This window comes from Candidatus Melainabacteria bacterium, assembly GCA_003963305.1.
Taxonomy (GTDB): Bacteria; Cyanobacteriota; Vampirovibrionia; order Obscuribacterales; family Obscuribacteraceae; genus PALSA-1081.
In genome coordinates this window covers 1-20074 of sequence record RXJR01000030.1, presented here as the reverse complement: position 1 = coordinate 20074, position 20074 = coordinate 1, and the positions used below count along the sequence as shown (strand labels likewise).

Annotated in this window: 17 protein-coding genes; 9 read left to right on the top strand and 8 right to left on the bottom strand. The window is 47.8% G+C overall.

Going from position 1 to position 20074, the window contains the following annotated elements:
• Positions 1-20: 20 nt before the first annotated feature.
• Positions 21-1736 (bottom strand): Ppx/GppA family phosphatase, encoded by a 1716-nt coding sequence (locus EKK48_26620; protein RTL36261.1) that lies wholly within the window; start codon positions 1734-1736, stop codon positions 21-23.
• A gap of 37 nt (positions 1737-1773) precedes the next feature.
• Between EKK48_26620 and EKK48_26615 the strand changes: the two genes are divergently transcribed.
• Complete coding sequence (locus tag EKK48_26615; protein RTL36260.1) at positions 1774-2778, top strand: class I SAM-dependent methyltransferase; 1005 nt, start codon at positions 1774-1776, stop codon at positions 2776-2778.
• Positions 2779-3015: 237 nt separating this feature from the next.
• On the opposite strand, the gene EKK48_26610 is transcribed toward EKK48_26615, so the two are convergent.
• Complete coding sequence (locus EKK48_26610; protein ID RTL36259.1) at positions 3016-3597, bottom strand: hypothetical protein; 582 nt, start codon at positions 3595-3597, stop codon at positions 3016-3018.
• On the opposite strand from EKK48_26610, the gene EKK48_26605 reads away from it, so the two are divergent.
• Positions 3587-3826, top strand: coding sequence for a hypothetical protein (locus EKK48_26605; GenBank protein RTL36258.1), 240 nt, complete (start codon positions 3587-3589; stop codon positions 3824-3826). The two genes, EKK48_26610 and EKK48_26605, sit on opposite strands and share 11 nt — an antisense overlap.
• Before the next feature lie 738 nt (positions 3827-4564).
• Positions 4565-5488: an NAD-dependent epimerase/dehydratase family protein gene (locus EKK48_26600; protein ID RTL36257.1), complete on the top strand. Its 924-nt coding sequence runs from the start codon at positions 4565-4567 to the stop codon at positions 5486-5488.
• A 22-nt stretch (positions 5489-5510) separates the two neighbouring features.
• Here the strand turns inward: EKK48_26600 and EKK48_26595 are convergent, their stop codons facing one another.
• Positions 5511-6179, bottom strand: a complete 669-nt coding sequence (locus EKK48_26595) for a tetratricopeptide repeat protein (GenBank protein ID RTL36256.1) — start codon at positions 6177-6179, stop codon at positions 5511-5513.
• Positions 6180-6286: 107 nt separating this feature from the next.
• Between EKK48_26595 and EKK48_26590 the strand changes: the two genes are divergently transcribed.
• Positions 6287-6958 carry a glycosyltransferase family 2 protein gene (locus EKK48_26590; protein RTL36255.1) on the top strand — a complete coding sequence of 224 codons (672 nt, stop codon included), beginning with the start codon at positions 6287-6289 and terminating at the stop codon, positions 6956-6958.
• Positions 6959-7035: 77 nt separating this feature from the next.
• Here EKK48_26590 and EKK48_26585 read toward each other — a convergent pair whose 3' ends face one another.
• The 4 genes from EKK48_26585 to hemE form a co-directional block, all read right to left on the bottom strand.
• A complete protein-coding gene (locus EKK48_26585) occupies positions 7036-8121 on the bottom strand; it encodes a class I SAM-dependent methyltransferase (protein ID RTL36254.1) in 1086 nt (361 codons plus the stop codon).
• A 35-nt stretch (positions 8122-8156) separates the two neighbouring features.
• Positions 8157-10118, bottom strand: a complete 1962-nt coding sequence (locus EKK48_26580) for a glycoside hydrolase family 15 protein (GenBank protein RTL36253.1) — start codon at positions 10116-10118, stop codon at positions 8157-8159.
• A 26-nt stretch (positions 10119-10144) separates the two neighbouring features.
• Positions 10145-11557, bottom strand: a complete 1413-nt coding sequence (gene hemG / locus EKK48_26575; GenBank protein ID RTL36252.1) for a protoporphyrinogen oxidase — start codon at positions 11555-11557, stop codon at positions 10145-10147.
• A gap of 91 nt (positions 11558-11648) precedes the next feature.
• Complete coding sequence (gene hemE / locus EKK48_26570) at positions 11649-12734, bottom strand: uroporphyrinogen decarboxylase (protein ID RTL36251.1); 1086 nt, start codon at positions 12732-12734, stop codon at positions 11649-11651.
• Between the two features lie 162 nt (positions 12735-12896).
• On the opposite strand from hemE, the gene queD reads away from it, so the two are divergent.
• On the top strand, positions 12897-13301 hold the full coding sequence (gene queD, locus EKK48_26565) for a 6-carboxytetrahydropterin synthase QueD (GenBank protein RTL36250.1): 405 nt from the start codon (positions 12897-12899) through the stop codon (positions 13299-13301).
• 207 nt (positions 13302-13508) lie between these two features.
• Positions 13509-14438 carry an NAD(P)/FAD-dependent oxidoreductase gene (locus EKK48_26560; protein RTL36249.1) on the top strand — a complete coding sequence of 310 codons (930 nt, stop codon included), beginning with the start codon at positions 13509-13511 and terminating at the stop codon, positions 14436-14438.
• Between the two features lie 99 nt (positions 14439-14537).
• Here EKK48_26560 and EKK48_26555 read toward each other — a convergent pair whose 3' ends face one another.
• Positions 14538-15728, bottom strand: coding sequence for a 4-hydroxy-3-methylbut-2-enyl diphosphate reductase (locus EKK48_26555; protein RTL36248.1), 1191 nt, complete (start codon positions 15726-15728; stop codon positions 14538-14540).
• Positions 15729-15897: 169 nt separating this feature from the next.
• Here EKK48_26555 and EKK48_26550 point away from each other — a divergent pair, with 169 nt between their 5' ends.
• The 3 genes from EKK48_26550 (at position 15898) to EKK48_26540 (ending at position 19864) form a co-directional block, all read left to right on the top strand.
• A complete protein-coding gene (locus tag EKK48_26550; GenBank protein ID RTL36247.1) occupies positions 15898-16308 on the top strand; it encodes a hypothetical protein in 411 nt (136 codons plus the stop codon).
• A 119-nt stretch (positions 16309-16427) separates the two neighbouring features.
• Positions 16428-17099, top strand: a complete 672-nt coding sequence (locus EKK48_26545) for an HAD family phosphatase (GenBank protein ID RTL36246.1) — start codon at positions 16428-16430, stop codon at positions 17097-17099.
• Between the two features lie 125 nt (positions 17100-17224).
• On the top strand, positions 17225-19864 hold the full coding sequence (locus tag EKK48_26540) for a hypothetical protein (protein RTL36245.1): 2640 nt from the start codon (positions 17225-17227) through the stop codon (positions 19862-19864).
• Positions 19865-20074 lie beyond the last annotated feature (210 nt).

The following is a 20074-nucleotide window of genomic DNA, read 5'->3' as shown; positions in this document are numbered from 1 at the left end:
ATGTAGCGAATTCAGCCACCCTAGCGGGCTGATACTTTTTCAGTCCCCACACTCAATTCAAGCTTTACGTGAAAGCAATCTTCAAAAAAGCTTTTCTTCTCATTAAGTGCCCAGACCTCAGAATGGGCATTTTCTCCCGGTGCAATATTTAGGCTTAAGCGCATAGTTTGTGGGGGTCCTGAACCGTTTGAATCGTCAAAGGTTACAAGCAAATTCCTAACGACTTGCCGATGGCTACGATCTAAAGACTCAGCCAGACGCAGAATGGCAGCCATATCCCACATAATCTTGCGCTCTTCCGGGGCGATTGTGAAATAGGCTTCGTGAGAGTCCTTGGGTTCGCTGCCGCGATGATAGCGAGCTATGCTCGCGATTACGGACACTTCCTCTTCCGAATGACCAAGCATGCCACCATGCCTAATTAGATAGTAGGAATGCTTATGGTGTCCATTTCTGCCGATAAACATTCCGACGTCGTGGAGCATGGCAGCCGACCACAACAAGTGTCCAACATCCTCCGAATAGTCGTGCAATATGCCTCTTGTTTGCAAGAAAATTTCGCTTGAAAGTCGAGCAACTTGCTCCGCGTGGTCAAAACTCCCATGATACTTATCAAGCAACGCATGCACGCTGGCCGAACGTGGATCCCTGTGCTGCTCAAGCCCAGCATTTAGCCATCCTGTCTGCAGAAAGCGGTCGACAATAACGCCCTCTCTGAGTGCTGCGGAGCAAACGATCGTCTCTTTCGCCTGCAAGGAACGCATCGCTTCCAATAGCACAACCGCACCTGCTAGAACGGTCTGATTGCGGTCGGCGCTTACGCCCTTGATTCGATCTCCTCGGAGCGACGCTTCTTCCAGGTAATGAACGATACTCTGCAGGCGTTCAATACTCAGAGTCCATCCATGAAGCTCGGCATAGGGTTTCTTCATACGCTCTCGGTCGATCTTGGCTAATGCCTGAACAGTTCCCGATGTGCCGATCAGGGTCTTAAAACCTCCGACTGAGTCAACCCTCGCTGCCGCTGGTCGCAGCACGCCGCGAACTTCGTCGTGCAGCTCACGGACGCTGTCTTCAGTTGGTTCGCCCTTCTTAAAAAAGCGCTGGGTCAGACGGGCGGCACCCAATTTATAAGATTCAGTGAACAACGTTTGCGCGCGATTGCCAACAATGACTTCTGTGCTACCACCGCCAATATCGACTATGGCAAAAGTATCGTCCAGGTCGGGCATGCTCCAGAGTACGCCCAAGTAGATCAAACGAGCTTCCTCTTTGCCGGAAATCATTTTGGCGTCGAGTTTCAGCTCCTGGCGTATACGTTGCAGAACCTCCTCGCCATTTTTAGATTCACGAACGGCAGAAGTTGCTACCGCAACAACGCTAGTAGCATCATGTTCGTTCGCTTTCTTAAGCATATCCTTGAGAATACGCAACGCTGAACGCATGGCCACATCGTCTATGTAATGAGCCGATAAAGCCCTTCTGAAAAAGGGCACAGCTTCCTTGACTTTGATAATTACTTCAAAGTGGTCTCGCTCCGGAGTGGCCTGACACACAACCATATGAAAGGAGTTCGTTCCCATGTCTATACAGGCGAAAACCGGACCGCCTCTGACACGGACCCAAGACCCGGTGCGCTTACTTCTTGGTTTATTGATCTTCCGACTTTGCATTTGAGCATCTCGACGACTTCTAAATTGTAAGCTGCCGAGGATGCTTGCAGGGCAAGCGTGCATATAATTTAGAACAGAAGCTTGGGAAGCGATTCAGGTAATGAAAAACGACATCAAGAAAGTTGTAGTATGTTGCAACAATTGTGGTTCACCCGACTCGGAATTTGTCACAACCGGGGTTGAACATGAATATGACAACACCACCAAAGACGAATTTACTGTGGTCAAGTGCAAGCACTGCAATTTGCATTACTTGAATCCCAGACCAGACGTATCTGAACTCGAGACAATCTACCCAGCCGAATACTACGCGTACCACCTCCAAACGAAAAATGTTGAAAGCGAAAATCGAGACTCTCTACTTTATCGCGCACGCAAATTTGTTTACCTCAATCGTCTTGAAAAAGCTCTTTCTCACTGCCTCGCAAACGAGGAATTGAAAGTACTCGACATAGGATGCGCCGATGGACGCGCTCTTAACTGGTATAAAAAAATCGAATCAAAAAATGTCAGAACTTTTGGTGTCGATTTTGATCCCATCGCCGTACAAAAGGCACGCGAGGCTGGCCACACGATATACGAAGGTCTTTTTGAAGAAGCACAAATTCCACAAAACTTCTTTGATATGGCCGTCGCAACTCACGTAATTGAACACGTCGCAAACCCAAAAGCCTTCGCCAAACGCGCCCTGGATGTGATAAAGCCCGGCGGAATTTTACTTTTGGAAACTCCAAACATCAATTCTTTTGATGCCATGTTGTTTCGCCATAGACACTGGGGCGGATACCACTTCCCTCGCCATTGGGTTTTCTACGACGCCGATACAATTACAAATCTGATGAAGGAATTGGGCTTCGACATCATCGAAATTCGTTATCATCCGGCTCCTGCATTCTGGAACTGGTCATTCCACTCACTGCTAGTGGACAAATTACCGTATAAAGGGCTAGTGGACTACCTTTTCCCTCCCGCCGATTTTCAGCAAAACAATTTGAAAAATCTGTGTGCTGTATCATTGTTCACTCTCCTGGACATACTGCAACAGACATTTACTCGAAAAACGTCGAACATGTCTATTTTGCTGCGTAAACCGAATCCAAGCTGAAGAAGTACTGTTTCAAAGTCCGACTACCCCTGCTCATTACCAGAGGTTAATGTTGATTCGGTTTAGGATAACTGGAGGCGGGCATAAAGATAGCAGTCAAGATCGGTTTCTGGTTTGCGTGGCTTTGCCCCTGATAGTCGGGGCTCAAAAGGGTGAAGGTTGGTCAGCTGGCACAGCAGACCTCCAGAGCCCTTCTTTTATTTTTACCTATTTGCTCCCGACAGCTTTAGATTTTCACTACATACTCCAGAGCTTCAATTGCAAGGGAGAAACAAAGTTACGGAGCTGAAACTTAGTCCGACAGCACTGTCTGAACACCTCCTCTGACGTCCATCTGTCTCTATCAAAGAAGCACCAGTAAGCTGCCAAATAGATCTGTATGTATCTCCTGCTAACACCGTGGAAAATCTTTTTGATGAACTTGATTGTTCGCCTCACTGACTCTTGAACAGCCGGAGGTAGGGGCATGGGAGATGCCTTCAAATGTTCAAGGGAGAGTGCAACTCTATTACCATCGACCATACAGACCAGCCCAGTCAATCGAAGTATTGAGAGTGCACCGAGAACCACAGACGAATTCAGCCTCGTCGCCGACACAAGTGAATCAATTGTTTGAGCTTCATAAGTGAGCACATTGTAGACTATCTCTTCAACTGAATTTGTGTGGTCTTGCGATCTGCTCGCCGGCAAAGCAGAAGTTTCACATCCAGTTGATGGGGCAAACTGAGCTGCTTCAAACTGAACAAGTCCACTGTCGACTTTCACTTCTTCAGTCACATCAGTCTCTAGACCATCTTCGGCGGTCGCAATGCGACTCATAGACGGCAGCCCCGACTCGAGAATTGACGCATTTAAGCCGGACAACGACAAAGAATCAACCAACAGATTTTCCTGTTCACTGATTGGATGTTTTCTCGCCTCAGTCTCAAAGCTGCGCTTGCAAATCGCATCATCGAACTCAAACGAGGAAACTAAAGCAACAGAGGACGGCATGGCCAGCCATACCGCCCCCATTATCTTTTTGAAAATTGCCAGCGCCGAAGCATAGGCAATTGAACAAAGTCGGCTCAGCATACGGGCACTAAATGGAATACATTTTTCAACGAGGTGGATCGCTATCAAATAGGGTCGCGCAGACCGTATCCGATCAAATGTTGTACCAGCGGTAAGCCAAAACATTTTTCCGCAGGACCCGCAATTGCCAGTGCGGCAATCAGTAAGCTTCAACTTTCTGCTACTGCAAAATTGACAGCGCTTCTCCTTACGAATACGTCTCCAAATTTGTCTCATACAGGCTTTTTCAGTTGGATAAAGCCGATCGACCTCATCTACCGCAGCAAGTGCAAGCAAGTAATGAACCGGCGCCTTTTGGATTTGCTTTTGAACTTTCAATTGACCCTCCTTGGACGCACCTAACTTTAAGAACGTAATTAGTAGCGAAAAAGTTCAATCGAACGAAAAAATAGAAAGTTTATTGACGAAACGTCCAGGCATTGCCAATTTTGAGAAGCCAGACAGATCTTTGACTGATATCGCCTTAAAACATGCACGCAAACGTTAAACTGATATCGGTTCAAAACCTGAACAGGCAATTCAAAAGCCCCATATACAAGGACTTTAAGGAGATCAATCAAAACGCGATGCACCACGTGCAGTGCATTGGATCGCATACAGACAAGCAAACACCCGGGCACATAGAATTAATGATTTACAAACCCAATTTTGTTTGAACCGGAAAAAACATGCTATCGTCTCGTATCGTATGCGCGTCAAGATTTGAGGCACTATGAGAGCTCTAATTACTGGAGGTTCTGGGTTCATTGGTACGGCTGTAACCCAGCGTCTCTCAAAAAAGAATTTCGACGTGACAATCTTCGATAAACGTCCGCCTTGCGATAAGTCGATAAAATCATGCAAGTACATCGAAGGTGATCTACTTGACCTGGAAAAAGTAAAAGCTTCCATTGTCGACGTCGATATTGTTTATCATTTTGCAGCGAATGCTGACATTTCAATGGGGTTTCAAAACACCTCTCTCGATTTGCAGATGACCACGATGTCCACATACAACGTTCTAGAAGCAATGCGTGTAAATGATATTCGATCGATTCTCTTTCTCTCTGGCTCAGGGGTTTACGGAAATATCGGTAACAAAATCGCCAGAGAAGACTCAGGTCCACTTCTTCCCGTTAGTCTTTATGGGGCCAGCAAACTTGCAGCAGAGGGACTCATTAGCGCTTTTGCCAGTATGTTCAACATGCATGCCACTATACTTCGTCCCGCCAACATTGTGGGTGGAGGACAAACTCATGGAGTCCTTTTCGATTTTGTACGCAAGCTAAAACGTGATCATCAGCGCTTAGAAGTACTCGGTAACGGACAACAAAAGAAATCGTACTTACACATTGATGATTTAGTTGAAGCGATTGAAGTAGCACTGACCAATCAGAATGAATCAGTACGCCTCGTCAACGTAGCATCCGCAGACCTGATCGATGTGAACTGCATTGCTCAGACAGTGATAGATTTCCTGAATTTAAAGGATGTGAGCCTGGCTTACACAGGTGGAATAGTCGGTTGGATTGGCGACGTACCGACAATCAGGATGGACACTTCAAAACTCAGAGAACTCGGCTGGAAACCGCAATTGACCTCTAAAGCCGCTATTCAAAAGGCGCTCTCAGAAATGACCTCTGCAAAAGTTGTCTGAAACAGAGATCGGCTTGACGCCACTATTCATTACGCATCAAATTTTCACTCTCATCGGGAGGAGGAAGGGCCTTCCAACTTCCCGAAATTAGTCCGACGGCTTTGGCGTTTAAATCTTCGGCCTCAGCGGCACGACGAGTTGATTGCATCAGACTGGCAAGATTTTTCATCAACTTTATCGTGTCCGGATGATCTTCACCAAGAGCTTTCTGTCTGATTTTCAGAGCTTTCTTGTAGACGGGCTCAGCCTCACGATACTTGCCCTGCATATGGTAAAGCGTGGCAAGATTATGCAATCCGGTGGCGACATCCGTATGCTTCTCACCGAGTTTTTCTTCGTAAATTTGTACAAAGCGGAGTGTAAGCGGCTCCGCCAAATTAAACTTCCCCTGCAAATAATAGGATTTAGCAAGATTATTTAAACTTGCAGCTACTGCCAGGTGATCAGCTCCAAGAATCTGCGTTCTCAGGTGCACAGACTGCTTATAAAACAGCTCCGCTATGACGATTTTTGACTGACGTGTCATGACATCGGCTAGACAATCAACGGTCAAAGCCACTCTCAAATCGTCAGCAGCCATATTTCTGGTCTCTTCCAGTGCTGCCAGCCACATAGATTCAGCGTCTGCAAAGTTTCCTTGTTGATACGAGGTCTCAGCCTGCTTACTCAAGGTTTCCCATTTCATAGTCATGTCAGCACCGCCGATTATTTCACTAAATTTTGATAGATCTGTCTTACCACAGCTATTTTACTTCCAAAACTGACTTATGATGACTAAACAAAGCCAGGACTTGCCAGTTGACAAAACCTTTTGCACTATCAGTGGTGATGATTACCCTCAACGAAGAGGAGTCAATAAGTTCGGTCGTCAATAATATCAATGCCGTAGCAAAACCACTGGAAATTCTCGTCGTCGACAGCAGCACAGACAATACAGCCGACAGGGCTGCAGCGCTTGGATGTCGAGTCATACGGCAATTTCCCCCTCAGGGTTATGGACCCGCCTTAGCTCTTGCTCTCAAAGAAGCAGTCGGAGATGTTATTGTCACAATTGACTGCGATAACACCTATCCAACTGAAGCTATCCCAATCCTCTGGCAATTAATTACTGATGGCTATGACATTGTCTCTGCATCCAGGATGATCCACAGACCGAGGGCGATGCCCTGGCCGAATTACCTGGCAAACACGATTTTTGCCAAACTAGCCGACATTATATGCGGTGTCAAAACAACAGACGTGCACACTGGTATGCGAGCCTACAGAAAGTCGCTGCTGAATGCATTCAACTACGATCCCCATGGTATGGCTCTTCCGGTTGAACTACTCGTAGGACCAGTTTCTCAGGGCTTCAAGTTCAAAGAAATAGCAATCGATTATTTTGAACGAACAGGAAATTCCAAATTAGAACCACTGCCAGGCACATTTTGGACACTCAAGAGATTGTGGAAGTGGCGCCGAGGCAGGTGACGCAATGCCCCAACAAACATCGGACCGGATCTCCCGGGCCAGATGTGATAGCTTCGGGTCGCTATCAAATAAAGCAATCAGACTGCGGATGACTCTTCAAAGTCTGACTGAGGAGTAGGAATTGGAATCTCAACTTTTTTAAACGCAATAATCATATTGGAGGTTTCGCCCGTCACCTTCTTGATGATTACATCGATAATGCAGAAGAAGCAGATTCGAACAAAGTTGGCAAAGGTGTCTCTTTGAAAATCTATAGGAGGAAGAAGCATATCGATAAATTTTCGGGACCGAGGAAATTTTTCAATCAACATCGAGTGAAACGTCCAGAACCAAAAAATAGCGTTTGGAACGAAATCAACAAATACAGGCGTAAAGCCAGCACCGGCGGCTAATTTCGTCAACGACGCTCGAGAAAAGAAATACCAATGGCGAGGGAAGTGGTAGGCGCCCCAATGTTTCTGCCGAAACCACTGAGCCTCTACTGAGTCGATGTTCGGCGTTTCCAGCCACAAAATACCATCAGAACGAAGCACCGAGTGTACCTTAACAAGAAACTGCCGAGGATCGGCAACGTGCTCGATAACATGCGTCGCCGTCACCAGATCGAATTTTTCGACAGGTAATTGGGCGCTCTCAAATGCGCCTTCATAACAGATGTGTCCGTTGGCTCTGGCAATTTTAAGAGCCTCTAAATTGAAATCAACCCCGTAAGTTTTTACACCAACGTGCCGCTGATATAAGTCGAGAGTGTGCCCGTCTCCACAGCCAATATCCAACACGTCATACTGACTGGCTCCTGCACCACACAGCTGCAAAGATTTTTGAATTTTTGCGGTAAACCCCTTATATCTGAGCTTGTGGAGAATCGAGTTGGGATTAGCCTGATCTCGCAATGCTTTCTGGTTGTAGGAGTAGTAATTTGGCGGATAAATGGTAGATAACTCGGAACTATCAGGCCGGGGGTTCAAGTAAACCAATCCACACTGATTGCACTTCACTACGCGAAACTGATCAGATGTTGTGTTGTCGTATTCATGTTCCTGTCCGAAGGTCACCAACTGAAAATCATCCGCATTGCAAAGATTGCAACGAGTCGACACTTTAGCAATATCGGATTTGATACTTATTGAACCAGACCTCGCAAAACAAAGATGCAAAACAATTGTGAATAGCCCCGCCGGCTAGTGCAAAGAAGCAATCAGGCTAGCAATCGAGTTCTAGCCTCGAGATACTCACATACACACGCAACAAATGAGGCATGGCTCCACGTCAAAGGCGACACCGAAAGTGGTGCATCGCTGTATGGATCTACCTGCTCAGCCAACACGCCCGAAGGTAATGCATGCTCGGTTACCCAAACGAGGATCTGCAGTGCCTGCTCCAGTTCTCCTAAACTTTTAGCTTTAGCAATATAGTATTGAGCCAGCCATAAAGTGCAGACAAACCAGGGATTTCCAGGAACGTTCTCAATATCTCTGGATACTTGCTGATAGTAGTCATTTTCGTATCTAGCCAGACCGCCGACTTCGGTCCGCACCCAGAGCCGCTCCTTCATAGCACTCATGGTTTGGACAACCATGTCATCATCTACGGGCATCGCGCCAAAGGCGAAAACACCATACATAGACGCATCCAGTGTCATATCGAGATGATAGCCAGTCTCTGTGCGTGTGGCCATCCTACAGAAACGTTTCTCGTCAGCATTCCACAAATGTTGCTTCATGCCAACTCTAATTTCATCAACCGCCTTCTCATAGGTGGACGCTTGTTCCTGTTCGCCAAAGGCTCTGGCAAAGTTGGCTGCGGCCTGCAATCCACCCACTACCGCTCCAACTGTAAACAGGTGCACGCCGTACCTCTCTTCCCAAAGGTCCCAGGAAGGCAAAGGCAGGTGTGTCTCACGGTCCCGATGCTGGCACATAAAGTCACCGGCGTTAGAAATCAAACGACGATATAACGGTCTAATGAACTCAACATCTCTGAATTTAGCAAAGTACTGCCACAGCGCCCAGAGGACAAGCGCCGTTTCATCTTCCTGAATCGGTAAATCAAAATTACCGTCCCGCACCCAGGGATGCCAGCTCGATGCCAGAGTTTTATCGGGATTGTACTTATGCAGGAAATACCCGTCTTCGCCAATTACGTCAAGACAGAATTTGAAAAACGAATGACCCACCTCACGATAGCCTGCTTTTACGAGCGCATACGTAACAAGCGAACCATCGCGCGGCCACATATAGGAATAAGTATCACGCGCAAACTGAGCAATGTCCTGGTCGTTTGCCGCAATGACCGCGCCATGATCGTCAATTTGACTGCGAATAATCAAAAGGCTTTGCTTGTACAGCTTAACCACAGACTCAGGAAGATTTTGAAAATCTGAACTCTCCTTATTAACCCATAGCTTCCAATAGTTCTGCGTGCGCTGCAGCAACTTAGCGGGGGAACGTTCGCTCACTATGCGATTCAGCTTTACGACTTTCTCGTATGCATATCCAAAACAAATCCACACATATACAGACCGCGCACCATGGGCGGGGACAGTAATTGATATGCCAACTGTTGAATCTACAGAGCCCTGAGCGATAGAGTTGCCGCTCAATATGCCGTCCTCGGCATCACGCCATGTGCCTTCCATCCCCTGCATCTCTTTTTGCCCGACAGCCCATTGATCTACTGCCGAACGACCTTCGGTGCCACCATTGATCAAGAGATAGCGGCTTCCTTTATAGTGGATTACAGACTGAGTGCGAGGATCATAAAATGCGGTGTCTCCAACCTCGTGTTCATAAAGATGAAAATCGTGATGAAAAAACAGCCGCACTTCCCGGTTTGTTCCGCGCAGATCTCTGACTGAAATCTGACGTAAGAAAACATAGAGGAAAAATTCTACTGCGTCATTAACGGTAATCTCCAACCCCAAATTGTCGTTTCTAAGTACAACATTGGTTACCAGTGATTCGTCCACGTACCTACGATCGATGATCCAATCCCGCCCGATCCAGGAAAATACACCATCCACCCAGACACCAAAACGATTGAGATGTCCAACAGTCTGATTTTCTTTACCTACAAATGGAAAGTAGATATCTCGAAGATTATAATCGGCATCAAAATTCACCAGCACCGTACCGTTTCCGACCGGCAAATCTCTAGGCATACGTCTCCTCGGAGCAGTTATCGGTATTAGACCAAAGCTGGCGACTTCTGACTATTCTTGGTCAATTCTTGCACAGAAACGGCCGCGTCGAAGCCTGCACGCACACAATCAGGGATGCCTACTCCACTGAGGGCACTGCCCGTCCAGACAAGTCCTTGATGTTGACCAAACCGTGCCTTCAGTCTCTCTACCAGCGCTAGATGACCCACCGTATACTGTGGCATGGCCTTAGTCCATCGCTTTATCCAAATCTTGCGAGGGAAGTGACTGATCTTCAAGTAAGTCCTCAAGTCATGCAAAGCGGCTTGAATCATATCGCCATCACTCAAAGCAAATATTTCAGGATGCAGCTCGCCACCCAAGAAAACTCGCACTAACGCCATTCCAGCAGGCGCTCGCCCGGCAAACTTTGTACTGGCGAAACTACAGGCAATTATTTTCTTCTTCTCGATCTCAGGTACGACCAGACCGAATCCGTCGAGAGCTCGCCCGATATGACATGCATCAAATAGCATGTTGAGAACCGCGCACGAACTATATTCAACCCGACCGAGGGCCTCAGCCAGTGCATCATCTGTTGATCGAATAATTGCGCTCAACGCCCTGGCGGAGGCTGCCAAAACAACTGCATCAGCATCGAAATGACGCCCATCACTACAATTGACTTTCCACTTTCCATCGGCAGGAGTCAGTTTTTCAACCCGGCATCCCAATTCTATTCTTTCACTACCGATAGCTGCAGTAAGAGCCTCTACAAGGGTCTGCAAGCCGGACTTCAAAGTAATAAATGCACTGTATCTGGCACCACTATCGGATGATTTTGAAACAGCATTATTTAAAAATGCTTTCCCGACACTGCCGAAGTTCTTTTCCATCTCGACAAATTGAGGAATAGTAGCAGCTGCACTCAATTTATCGGGATCCCCGGTATAAATACCTGCCACCATAGGCTGAATTATGCGCTCGAACATCTCCTGTCCGAATCGACGCACAGCAAACTCCTTTAGCGTCTCATCGCCGATGTCCTTTGCGGGCGCCTTGAAGATTTCCATGGCGCCATTGAGCTTACTGTTCAAAGAGAGAATTTTCGAATCGAGAAACGGGTATATTTTAGTTGGAGCCAGCAACATAAAGCCCTCTGGAAGAGGCAACAACTCATCATTAAGAGCGATCAAGGCCCGACGATTCGCATCATTAGTTTGCAGTATTTGACCTTGCAGATTTAGCAAATTACAAAGCTCGAGAGCCCAGGGTTTCGTAGTTAAAAAAGAGTCTGGACCTTCCTCGATCACACAACCACTCTCAAGACGCGTTGAGATGGTCCCACCAATGCGATTGTCGGCCTCGAGAATCTTCACATCGAGGTCAGGATTATTACGCAGAAGGGAAAATGCGGTAGTTAATCCCGATATTCCACTGCCGACAATCACAACTTTCATTTGGTAAGCCCCTCTCCTCGCTAAAGCTTTTAAAACACTATTCTGGTCGGCTCGAGTTCATGGCTTTGTTGCATGAGACATCCTTATTGCATTACTCAGAGGGCGTGCTGGTAAGTTCTTTAACTAGCTCGACGAGGTATTTCACATTTTCAACTGGCGTCATCGGCAAAATTCCGTGACCGAGATTGAATATATGCCCCGGTCTACCAGCTGCCTCGTTTACGATACGTTCGACGTGATGGCGAATTTGTTTCGGCTCGGCAAGTAAAACAACCGGATCCAGATTGCCTTGCACAGCTACATCTCCTAGACCTTCCCACGTACGTCCGAGTTCACAACGCCAATCGAGACCAATCACATCGCCACCGGCATCTTTCATCGCGTCAAGCAGCGTTGCAGTTCCCGTACCGAAATGAATGACCGGCACGCCAGGTGTTATGCCACCAATTGTTGCCTTCATATGTGGTGCAACAAAGCGCCGATAATCATCAGGACTCAGACATCCGACCCAACTATCAAACAACTGAACCGCGCGCGCGCCAGCAGCAATCTGAGCGTTCAAATAATTTGCGGTCATAGTGGCAAGCACGCCCATTAACTTATGCCAGGCGGTTTCCTGCGTATACATGAAGGTCTTTGTCTTCTCAAAGTTTCGAGATGAACCACCTTCTATCATGTAGGAAGCCAACGTAAAAGCGGCTCCAGCAAAGCCAATCAACGGGATATCAGGCTTGAGCTCCTTTACGACTAACCTGATTGCTTCCATTACATAACCAAGCTCATCTAGCACATCAAACTCTTTCAGGTTATCAACGTCAGCACAACAAGCAATGGGCCGCTCAATGACGGGCCCATCTCCACGTTCGAATTTGAGACCAACACCAAGCGGAACCAGTGGTAAAAGTATGTCGGCAAATATAATTGCGGCATCGACTTTCAGCTGATCAACTGCAAAAACTGTAACCTGTGCAGCCAGCTCGGGCGTTCCGCACAATTCTAGAAAGCTTACTTTCTCCCTGATCGCTCTATATTCGCTCTGAAAGCGACCGGCTTGACGCATTAACCAGACCGGAGTTCTGTCGACCGTCTGACGCCGACAAGCACGTAAAAACAAAGGGTCGGTCTGTTGAAGTGAAGCAGAAACCGTAGAACATGATTTATTGTGCTCAGTAGGCATCAACAAAAAAACCAAAAGGTGGCAGCAAACGAAATCCTATCACGGAAAATCACTAGCTCTGCGACATTTGGCTTGTCTTGAACAACTTTTGCGAATTTTGGCGCAAGCTCGGGCAATTTGAGCAGTGTATGCTTAAGCACACTAAAAGGGATCTGCGAATCTATGTATCAAGTCACTCGAGAAATACACTTCTGCTACGGTCACAGACTACTCAACTACTCAGGTAAGTGCAAAAATCTGCATGGGCACAACGGCGTGGCCGTGATCACAATAGAGTCTGAAGAACTCGATGGTTTGGGTATGGTAATCGACTTTTCAGATATAAAAGCCGTAGTCTCGCAGTGGATAGATGACAACCTGGATCACCGAATGATTCTCATGGAAGAGGATCCTTTGCTGCCACTACTTCGACAACAGAACGAGCCTGTCTTTGTGATGAAAGCCAATCCAACTGCTGAAAACATTGCCAGGTTAATTTTCGACGTTGTTGCAGAGAATGGATTCCCTGTCACCAAAGTAACGTTGTGGGAAACGACCTCTTGCTTTGCTACTTACGGTCGGCAGTAACAAGCGAATCCTTGCACCAGATACACTTTTAAGTGCATTGGCTGTTTTTTAAACTGATATCGGTTTAAATTCAGTACTTTTCAGGTCTAAGCGGCCCCAAGCAGCACTGTATGGGCAATTCAGCCACGGGCGAAGCGACCTCGTGCTACGATCACGGTCCAGACAAAACCCAGACAGCAACCTCAAGTGCGCACCTGAAGCAAACCTATGGATTCCTTGGAAACGATCATCATCGGCGCCGGGCCCGCTGGGCTTAGTTGCGCATTAGAACTGCAAGACTGCAAGATTGGTTACATCGTCTTCGAGAAAAGCAGCCGCGTCGGTGGACAACTCTGGGACATGAAAAGTTCTGTTCGTAATTTCGTTGGCGGCTACAGCCCCGGTGGGGAACTGACAGCACAACGACTGGTCGACCTCGCCGATGTGATGAAGGCCAATGTTGAATTCAACGCCAATGTCGAACAGGTAGATTTGAAACTCAAAACAGTTGTAGTAAATGGGCACCGGCACAAGGCTAAATACATCGTCATCGCAACGGGCTGCAGGCTAAAAGAACTGCCGCTACCCGGGACTTCAATTTTCAGCGACTCAGTCTTCTATCGCACTGCTGGAAAGGAAGCAGAGTTCGCCGGAAAAAAAGTTGCTGTCATAGGTGGCGGTGACTCGGCCCTTATTCAATGCCTTGAACTATCACAGCGCTCGCCGCAGGTTCATCTAATCCATCGCACTAGCAAATTAAAAGCAAGACCGGACCTGGTCACCGCCGTGCGCAGTAATCCCAAAATCAACCTCTTGCTCGAGACAGAAGTCGACTCGTTAATTGGACAGAAAAGGCTGGCTGGTCTACAAGTAATATCCAGTCGCAGCGGTGAGGTCAGAGATATCGAGGCTGAATGCTTACTGATCAAGATTGGTTACATGCCGAACACAGAACCATTCCGGGGACAGGTAAACATGGATAGCAGCGGTCACATATTCATTGATCAAAACTGCCAAACTAATGTGCCGGGAGTATTTGCAGTTGGCGATCTGACGAACCCGGGATATCCGCGCATAGCAGTCGCGGCTGGACACGGGACCATGGCAGCGGCCCATATTCGAACATTGTTTGAAGGCTCCGTCAAAAAGCTAAACTGATAGCTTTTCAACACTAAAAGGTAGAAGTTAAGCTGATATCAGTTGAAATCCAGAGGACGGCGTTCAAAACCTATACTGCTGACGCTTTCGCTTCGCGGATCACGCAGGTCCGATCTGGCTTGGTGCAAGCCTACTAGAAAATACTTTCTCAAGCACCTCAGCCACAACCTGATCGGGAGTCGAGGCGCCGGCCGTCACACCGATTACGATCTCTCCAGATGGCAACCAATCGCTCGTAACGTGCATCTGGCCATCTTCGAGATGTCGAATCACATTGCCAGGTCCGAGACAATCAGGACCGTCAATGTGATACGAGCGCAAACCGCGGCTCTGAGCAATCTCCTGAAGATGTCCGGTGTTAGACGAATTGAAACCACCGATCACGAGGATCAAGTTGAGTGGGTCGTCAACCAATTTGAGCATAGCATCCTGCCGCTCCTGAGTGGCATCGCATATGGTGTCACCAGGACTGAGAAAATGCTCGTCGATCTTTTCAGGTCCATACTTACGCAGCATTGTTTTTTCAAAGAGTTTGCCAATCATCTCCGTCTCGCCTTTGAGCATCGTCGTCTGATTGGCAATACCGACGCGCTCGAGGTTACGGAGAGGATCAAAACCGTTGGAACAAGACTGTTTGAACTTCTGCAAAAACTGCTTCGGGTCTCCGCCTTCGAGAATAAAATTGCAAACCCATTCTGCTTCCGCCAGATTTTGGACAATCAGGTAATGCTTCGAGCGCGAAGATGTAGCAACAGTTTCTTCGTGATTGTATTTACCGTGAATAATTGCCGTAAAGTCACTTCTTTCGTACTTGACGACACGATTCCAGACTCGGGATACCCAGGGACACGTTGTATCTACGATCTCGCATTCTTTCGACTCAAGCAACTGCATTTCTTGTACGCTCGCACCAAAAGCGGGCAAGATAACTACCTCGCCCTTCTTAATGCCGCTAAAATCTTTGCTTCCATCGCTTTGGACTGGTACAAAGGCGATATTCATATCCCGCAAATTACTGTTCACAACCGGGTTGTGAATAATCTCGTTGGTAATCCAAATCTGCCTGTCGGGAAAGTGCTTGCGAGTCTCATAAGCCATAGACACAGCTCGATCAACGCCCCAACAGAATCCAAACGCTTCAGCTAACTTTATCGTGATGTCGTTTTTTGTCAGCGTATTGCCATTACTTCGCAGATTGCCGATTAGATCTGACTCATAGGCGGACTTCAAATCTCCCTGCACTTCGTCCTTGAGACCAAAGCCCTTGCGATGATAATTAGAATTGTTCATTTTTCCTGCGACTCACTTTGCATCCGCATCAATCGATTTTACCAAGTTGCGAAGGCAATACCTGAATACTCGGTGATATTATTGCGGTGCTGAGCTTACTATGGATCCTAGTTACCAAGAACTAAAACAGAGCAAACCATCGGTTCGCCAAGTTCACCTGGAGGAACAAATGAACAAACTTCAAGCGATTGCGCTTTCACTTGCGGTTCTCACCGTGGCACCGATGACCGCTGCACAAGCCGGTGAGGATGGACTGAGAGACGCCGCACGTCAGACTGTCAGATTGCCTCTGCGAGCTGCCGGCGTGGCAACTGGACTGGTCGTGGGCGTTCCTATGGCCGTCACTCGTCGTGCATCCAACCGCATGATCGAATATACAAACAGCTTCGCCGACAAAATCGGTGGACACACAAGTGCACCACCTGTGATTTTTGCATCAGTAGTTGGAATGCCTTACGGATTAATCGTAGGCTCAGCTGAAGGTGTCTACATGGGCGGCACTAACGCTATTCAGCAGGGTGTTGATAAGCCGTTCAGTCTAGAATCTCTCAGCCTCGCTGAAAAGCTCGAAGAGCACTAAAGAAAATACAATCGTTAGTCGAGTCATTCCAAGCGCCAACGCCTCTCACAGGAGTTGGCGCTTCCCATTGAATGAACGATAAATGACTCCAACACTGCAGACAAATAGGGGCTTAGATAATGCTTCAGATTCAGGGTCTGATTTTCGATATGGATGGTGTCCTTTTGGATTCTGAACCACTCCATTTGCAGGCTTATCAGGAGCTTCTCCAAACTTTTGGTATCACTTTTACTGAAGACGACAATCATCCATTCCTGGGTCGCACTGATCTGGAACTTGCCGAACATTTAATATGTAAACATCAACTGTCCATGGACGCTTGGCAGCTTGTTGCCCGGAAGGAAGAAAACCTGGCTCGATTGTTTTCAACAAGCATCGAGCCCATGCCCGGCGTTTTGAATGTATTGAAAAAAGCGAGAGAACTATCACTTCCCTGCGCTGTTGCTTCATCTGCCACTTTACCCACGATCGAACTGATTGTTGAAAAGCTCGACATCGCAGCATATTTCCAAACGTTAACTTCCGGAGATGAAGTGCCTCATGGAAAGCCAGCGCCAGATGTTTATCTGTTGGCTGCCAAAAGAATTGGAGTTTTACCGATAAACTGTTTAGTTGTGGAAGACTCCTTCAACGGAGTTTTGGCTGCAAAAGCAGCTGGTATGAAGTGCATCGCGATTCCATGTCCGACCACGCGACATCAAGATCACACAAAAGCTGACAAAATCTTAGGTACACTGGAGTCCCTGAATCTAGATGACTGGCTCAAACCAGCTTCTGATAACTCTGAATAATCGAGCTCATCGGTTGCCTTGACAACGAATATTTGATTCAAGCGACTAAATTGCAGCAAGATTGTGGGTATAACCACTTCGGAGCAGATTACTAATTTGATAATTCAAGAAGGTAAGTACGGACTATGAAGAGTATTCACAGGGAGCAGGTTCTCAGGCTGAACTGCCCCGGGTTTGGTGAGGAGTCATATCTCACCATCGGTAAGGCGAAACCGCTCGACAACTATGATGTCATAATTGCCAATCCGGTAAGCATCTTGCATCTCTTCGATCGCGATCCTGAGGTCTTGAAGGAAATTAATGGCAAGCTCGACGAAGGGCTGACGTCGTTTACGTTAAAAAACGATTCGCTGCTGCAAGCACTGGAATCGGACCTGAAGAAACGAATTTTCGAACTCGTCAGCTTTCTAGAACGTGGCGGGCTGCTCGTCTACTACCTCTGCAGACCATTTCTATTGCAGGGCTCATCACTTTCGATGGACAACTACTTCTGGTTGGAGAGCCTGGCACCAGACACGCCAGTAGAGAACAATGTTCGGCATATGAGCGCAGTCTCGCACGGGCGAACGATCGAACCGACAGAACAAGCCGAAAAAACAGAGTTTGCCAGTTATTTCCAACAGACCGGTTTGGAATGGAACACAATCATTCGAACTGATTTCCTCACCGAAGGCTACATCGTGCTTGCCACTGCCGGTCCGCGCAAGTGTATCGCGGCACATCTGATAGCCGGCGACAATGGAGGAAGGATCGTATTTCTTCCGGCGCCTTACTCCCCGGATTTCGATCGTACTTTAATGGATTGCGTAAATAGCTGGTACAACAAACGCAATGGAGAATCTGTGCCTGAAGTAGCCGAAAATTCCGGCAGCGCGCAGAAGTTTCCACAACCCGACACTTCATTCCTGAAGCCAGAGCAAACGCCGACAATCGAAAAGCAAACACCATCGAAACCAGCTCCATCACCGGCTTCAGTCGGATCTGCTCAAGCAGCTGGCAGCGCGGTGACAGCCGGCAGCGCAGCCGTTGCAGCTGATGTAGGCGCCGGAACAGCGGCCGCAACGCCATCTCCGAGCCATGTCGTATCGAATGCAACCGCTGCTACAGCTCAGCCCATAACTCAACCAGAGGTCTCTGCTGCAAAAGCAGTCTCGGCATCGCCGGGAGCTTCGGCAATCGACACGGCAGTGCCGACAGCTGCCAGAAGTGGAGCAGCTCCAGGTGTAGAAGCACCGGGCACTTCGAGAACTGGTATGCCAGCGTCCACTCTTTCACCATCGTCTCCTAGAACGGAGATACAGGAAGCCACAGTTGGTTCACCAAACTCATCGAGAACCGGACTGCCATCCCAAAATCCCACAACCTCGCGCACCGGTCTGCCCCCAGTTCAAAAATTCGATGCCAGAGTTTCGCGCAGTCAACCGCACGGTCCTTCTGACACAGACAGTGCCAAAAAGAAAATGACTGCAGAAGAGATTCTCGAGTCTGTTTCTGCCCAAGCAGAAGTAGCCGAGGCAACTGAGCGGCAACCATTCAATGAGCGCACGACTGCCGATATCGCTCCGAATTTCACCACTCAGCCTCAGCAAAATGTAGACGCAGCTGGCGTCCCGAGCGCTGCTGACCTGCTCAAGGAATTGGAATCGGTAGGCACAAAAGGATCTTCAGCTGAAGAAAGCAAAGACGATGAAGGAGCCGAGGAAGGTTCAAGAAATCTTCTCCAGGAGATGGAAAATCTTGCCGGACCAGTCGAATCGAAATCTGAGCCCCCAGCCGTGGAAGGGATTTCAGACAAGTCAAGCACCGATTTCTCTAACTACAAATTCGCTGCTGAAAGCACTAACGTTGGCGATCCCGGTTACAAATTCGGTATCGCAGAGCCGCCGGCAGCCGCTGCTGAACCCCCTAAAATTGCGGCAACTAATGCTGGCGTAACGAATACCAGAGGGCCCGGTTCTGATGCGAAAACTTCGGCACCGTCAGCAACACCGCAGGTGAGCAAACCGGAACCAGCACAACCTGTAAAGGCTGCCAGCTATGAATCTGGCAACAACAATCACGAAACAGAAACACCTGAAGCAAAGGATCTCATGAAGAAGATGGAAGAAATGACAAAAACGGCTCCGTCTGGTTGGTGTGCGGAATACTCGTTTTCAGATTTAGATGATCTGCGTCGAGAAAAGTCCGCATTAGTTGACTCGATCAAACAAGCACAAGAAAAAATATCCTCCATCGATACCAAAATTTCGCAGCTAGACGGGCTCAAAAACGCACTATTAGCCGCCGAGGGTGAAGAGCTGACGAAAGCTACAGCGCTTGTCTTCAAACGTTTAGGCTGGAGCGCAGGACCTAATTCTCCCGTTGCAAGTGAACTTCTGTTATCAGCTGATCGGCCGGAAGCGATAGTCAGAGTTCTGAGAACAAATTCTCAACCTAAGAGTTCTGACATTGCTCAATTGGCGCAATCGGTGATCACTTTCTGGGGCGAACACGAAGTGGAACCGAAAGGAGTCCTTGTTTCCTGCACATGGGCCGACAAACCACCTTCCGAGCGCAGCGAGCCTGACTACTCGGATGCTCTAGCCGATTTTGCCCACAAGAAAAATCTAGCACTGATGACTACAATGCAATTGCTGTGCATTTACAGAGATCTTGAAATGGGCATAGCCAACAGTGACGAAGTTCGCAAGCGTATCCTCGAAACAAATGGCAAGCTTGTCGGATTTTCGTTAGAGCACACGATGACAAAAGTAGCGGCTGGATAGATACAGTCGGCAAAAATTCAGTACGTCCGGGTGCGTCTCACGCAATGCATCCGGAATATCGGAATATAATCGGAATATCAGTCATCCGGAATATCGGAATGTCATCTGGAACATCGGACCATCATCCGGAATATCGGAATGTCATCTGGAATATCGGACCATCATCCGGAATATCGGAATGTCATCTGGAATATCGGACCATCATCCGGA

Excerpts from the sequence above, each read along its gene's own strand:
- EKK48_26620 (RTL36261.1), bottom strand. The coding sequence starts at position 1,736 with ATGCACGCTTGCCCTGCAAGCATCCTCGGCAGCTTACAATTTAGAAGT.
- EKK48_26615 (RTL36260.1), top strand. The coding sequence starts at position 1,774 with ATGAAAAACGACATCAAGAAAGTTGTAGTATGTTGCAACAATTGTGGT.
- EKK48_26605 (RTL36258.1), top strand. The coding sequence starts at position 3,587 with ATGCGACTCATAGACGGCAGCCCCGACTCGAGAATTGACGCATTTAAG.
- EKK48_26610 (RTL36259.1), bottom strand. The coding sequence starts at position 3,597 with ATGAGTCGCATTGCGACCGCCGAAGATGGTCTAGAGACTGATGTGACT.
- EKK48_26600 (RTL36257.1), top strand. The coding sequence starts at position 4,565 with ATGAGAGCTCTAATTACTGGAGGTTCTGGGTTCATTGGTACGGCTGTA.
- EKK48_26595 (RTL36256.1), bottom strand. The coding sequence starts at position 6,179 with ATGACTATGAAATGGGAAACCTTGAGTAAGCAGGCTGAGACCTCGTAT.
- EKK48_26580 (RTL36253.1), bottom strand. The coding sequence starts at position 10,118 with ATGCCTAGAGATTTGCCGGTCGGAAACGGTACGGTGCTGGTGAATTTT.
- hemG (RTL36252.1), bottom strand. The coding sequence starts at position 11,557 with ATGAAAGTTGTGATTGTCGGCAGTGGAATATCGGGATTAACTACCGCA.
- hemE (RTL36251.1), bottom strand. The coding sequence starts at position 12,734 with ATGCCTACTGAGCACAATAAATCATGTTCTACGGTTTCTGCTTCACTT.
- queD (RTL36250.1), top strand. The coding sequence starts at position 12,897 with ATGTATCAAGTCACTCGAGAAATACACTTCTGCTACGGTCACAGACTA.
- EKK48_26560 (RTL36249.1), top strand. The coding sequence starts at position 13,509 with ATGGATTCCTTGGAAACGATCATCATCGGCGCCGGGCCCGCTGGGCTT.
- EKK48_26555 (RTL36248.1), bottom strand. The coding sequence starts at position 15,728 with ATGAACAATTCTAATTATCATCGCAAGGGCTTTGGTCTCAAGGACGAA.
- EKK48_26550 (RTL36247.1), top strand. The coding sequence starts at position 15,898 with ATGAACAAACTTCAAGCGATTGCGCTTTCACTTGCGGTTCTCACCGTG.
- EKK48_26545 (RTL36246.1), top strand. The coding sequence starts at position 16,428 with ATGCTTCAGATTCAGGGTCTGATTTTCGATATGGATGGTGTCCTTTTG.
- EKK48_26540 (RTL36245.1), top strand. The coding sequence starts at position 17,225 with ATGAAGAGTATTCACAGGGAGCAGGTTCTCAGGCTGAACTGCCCCGGG.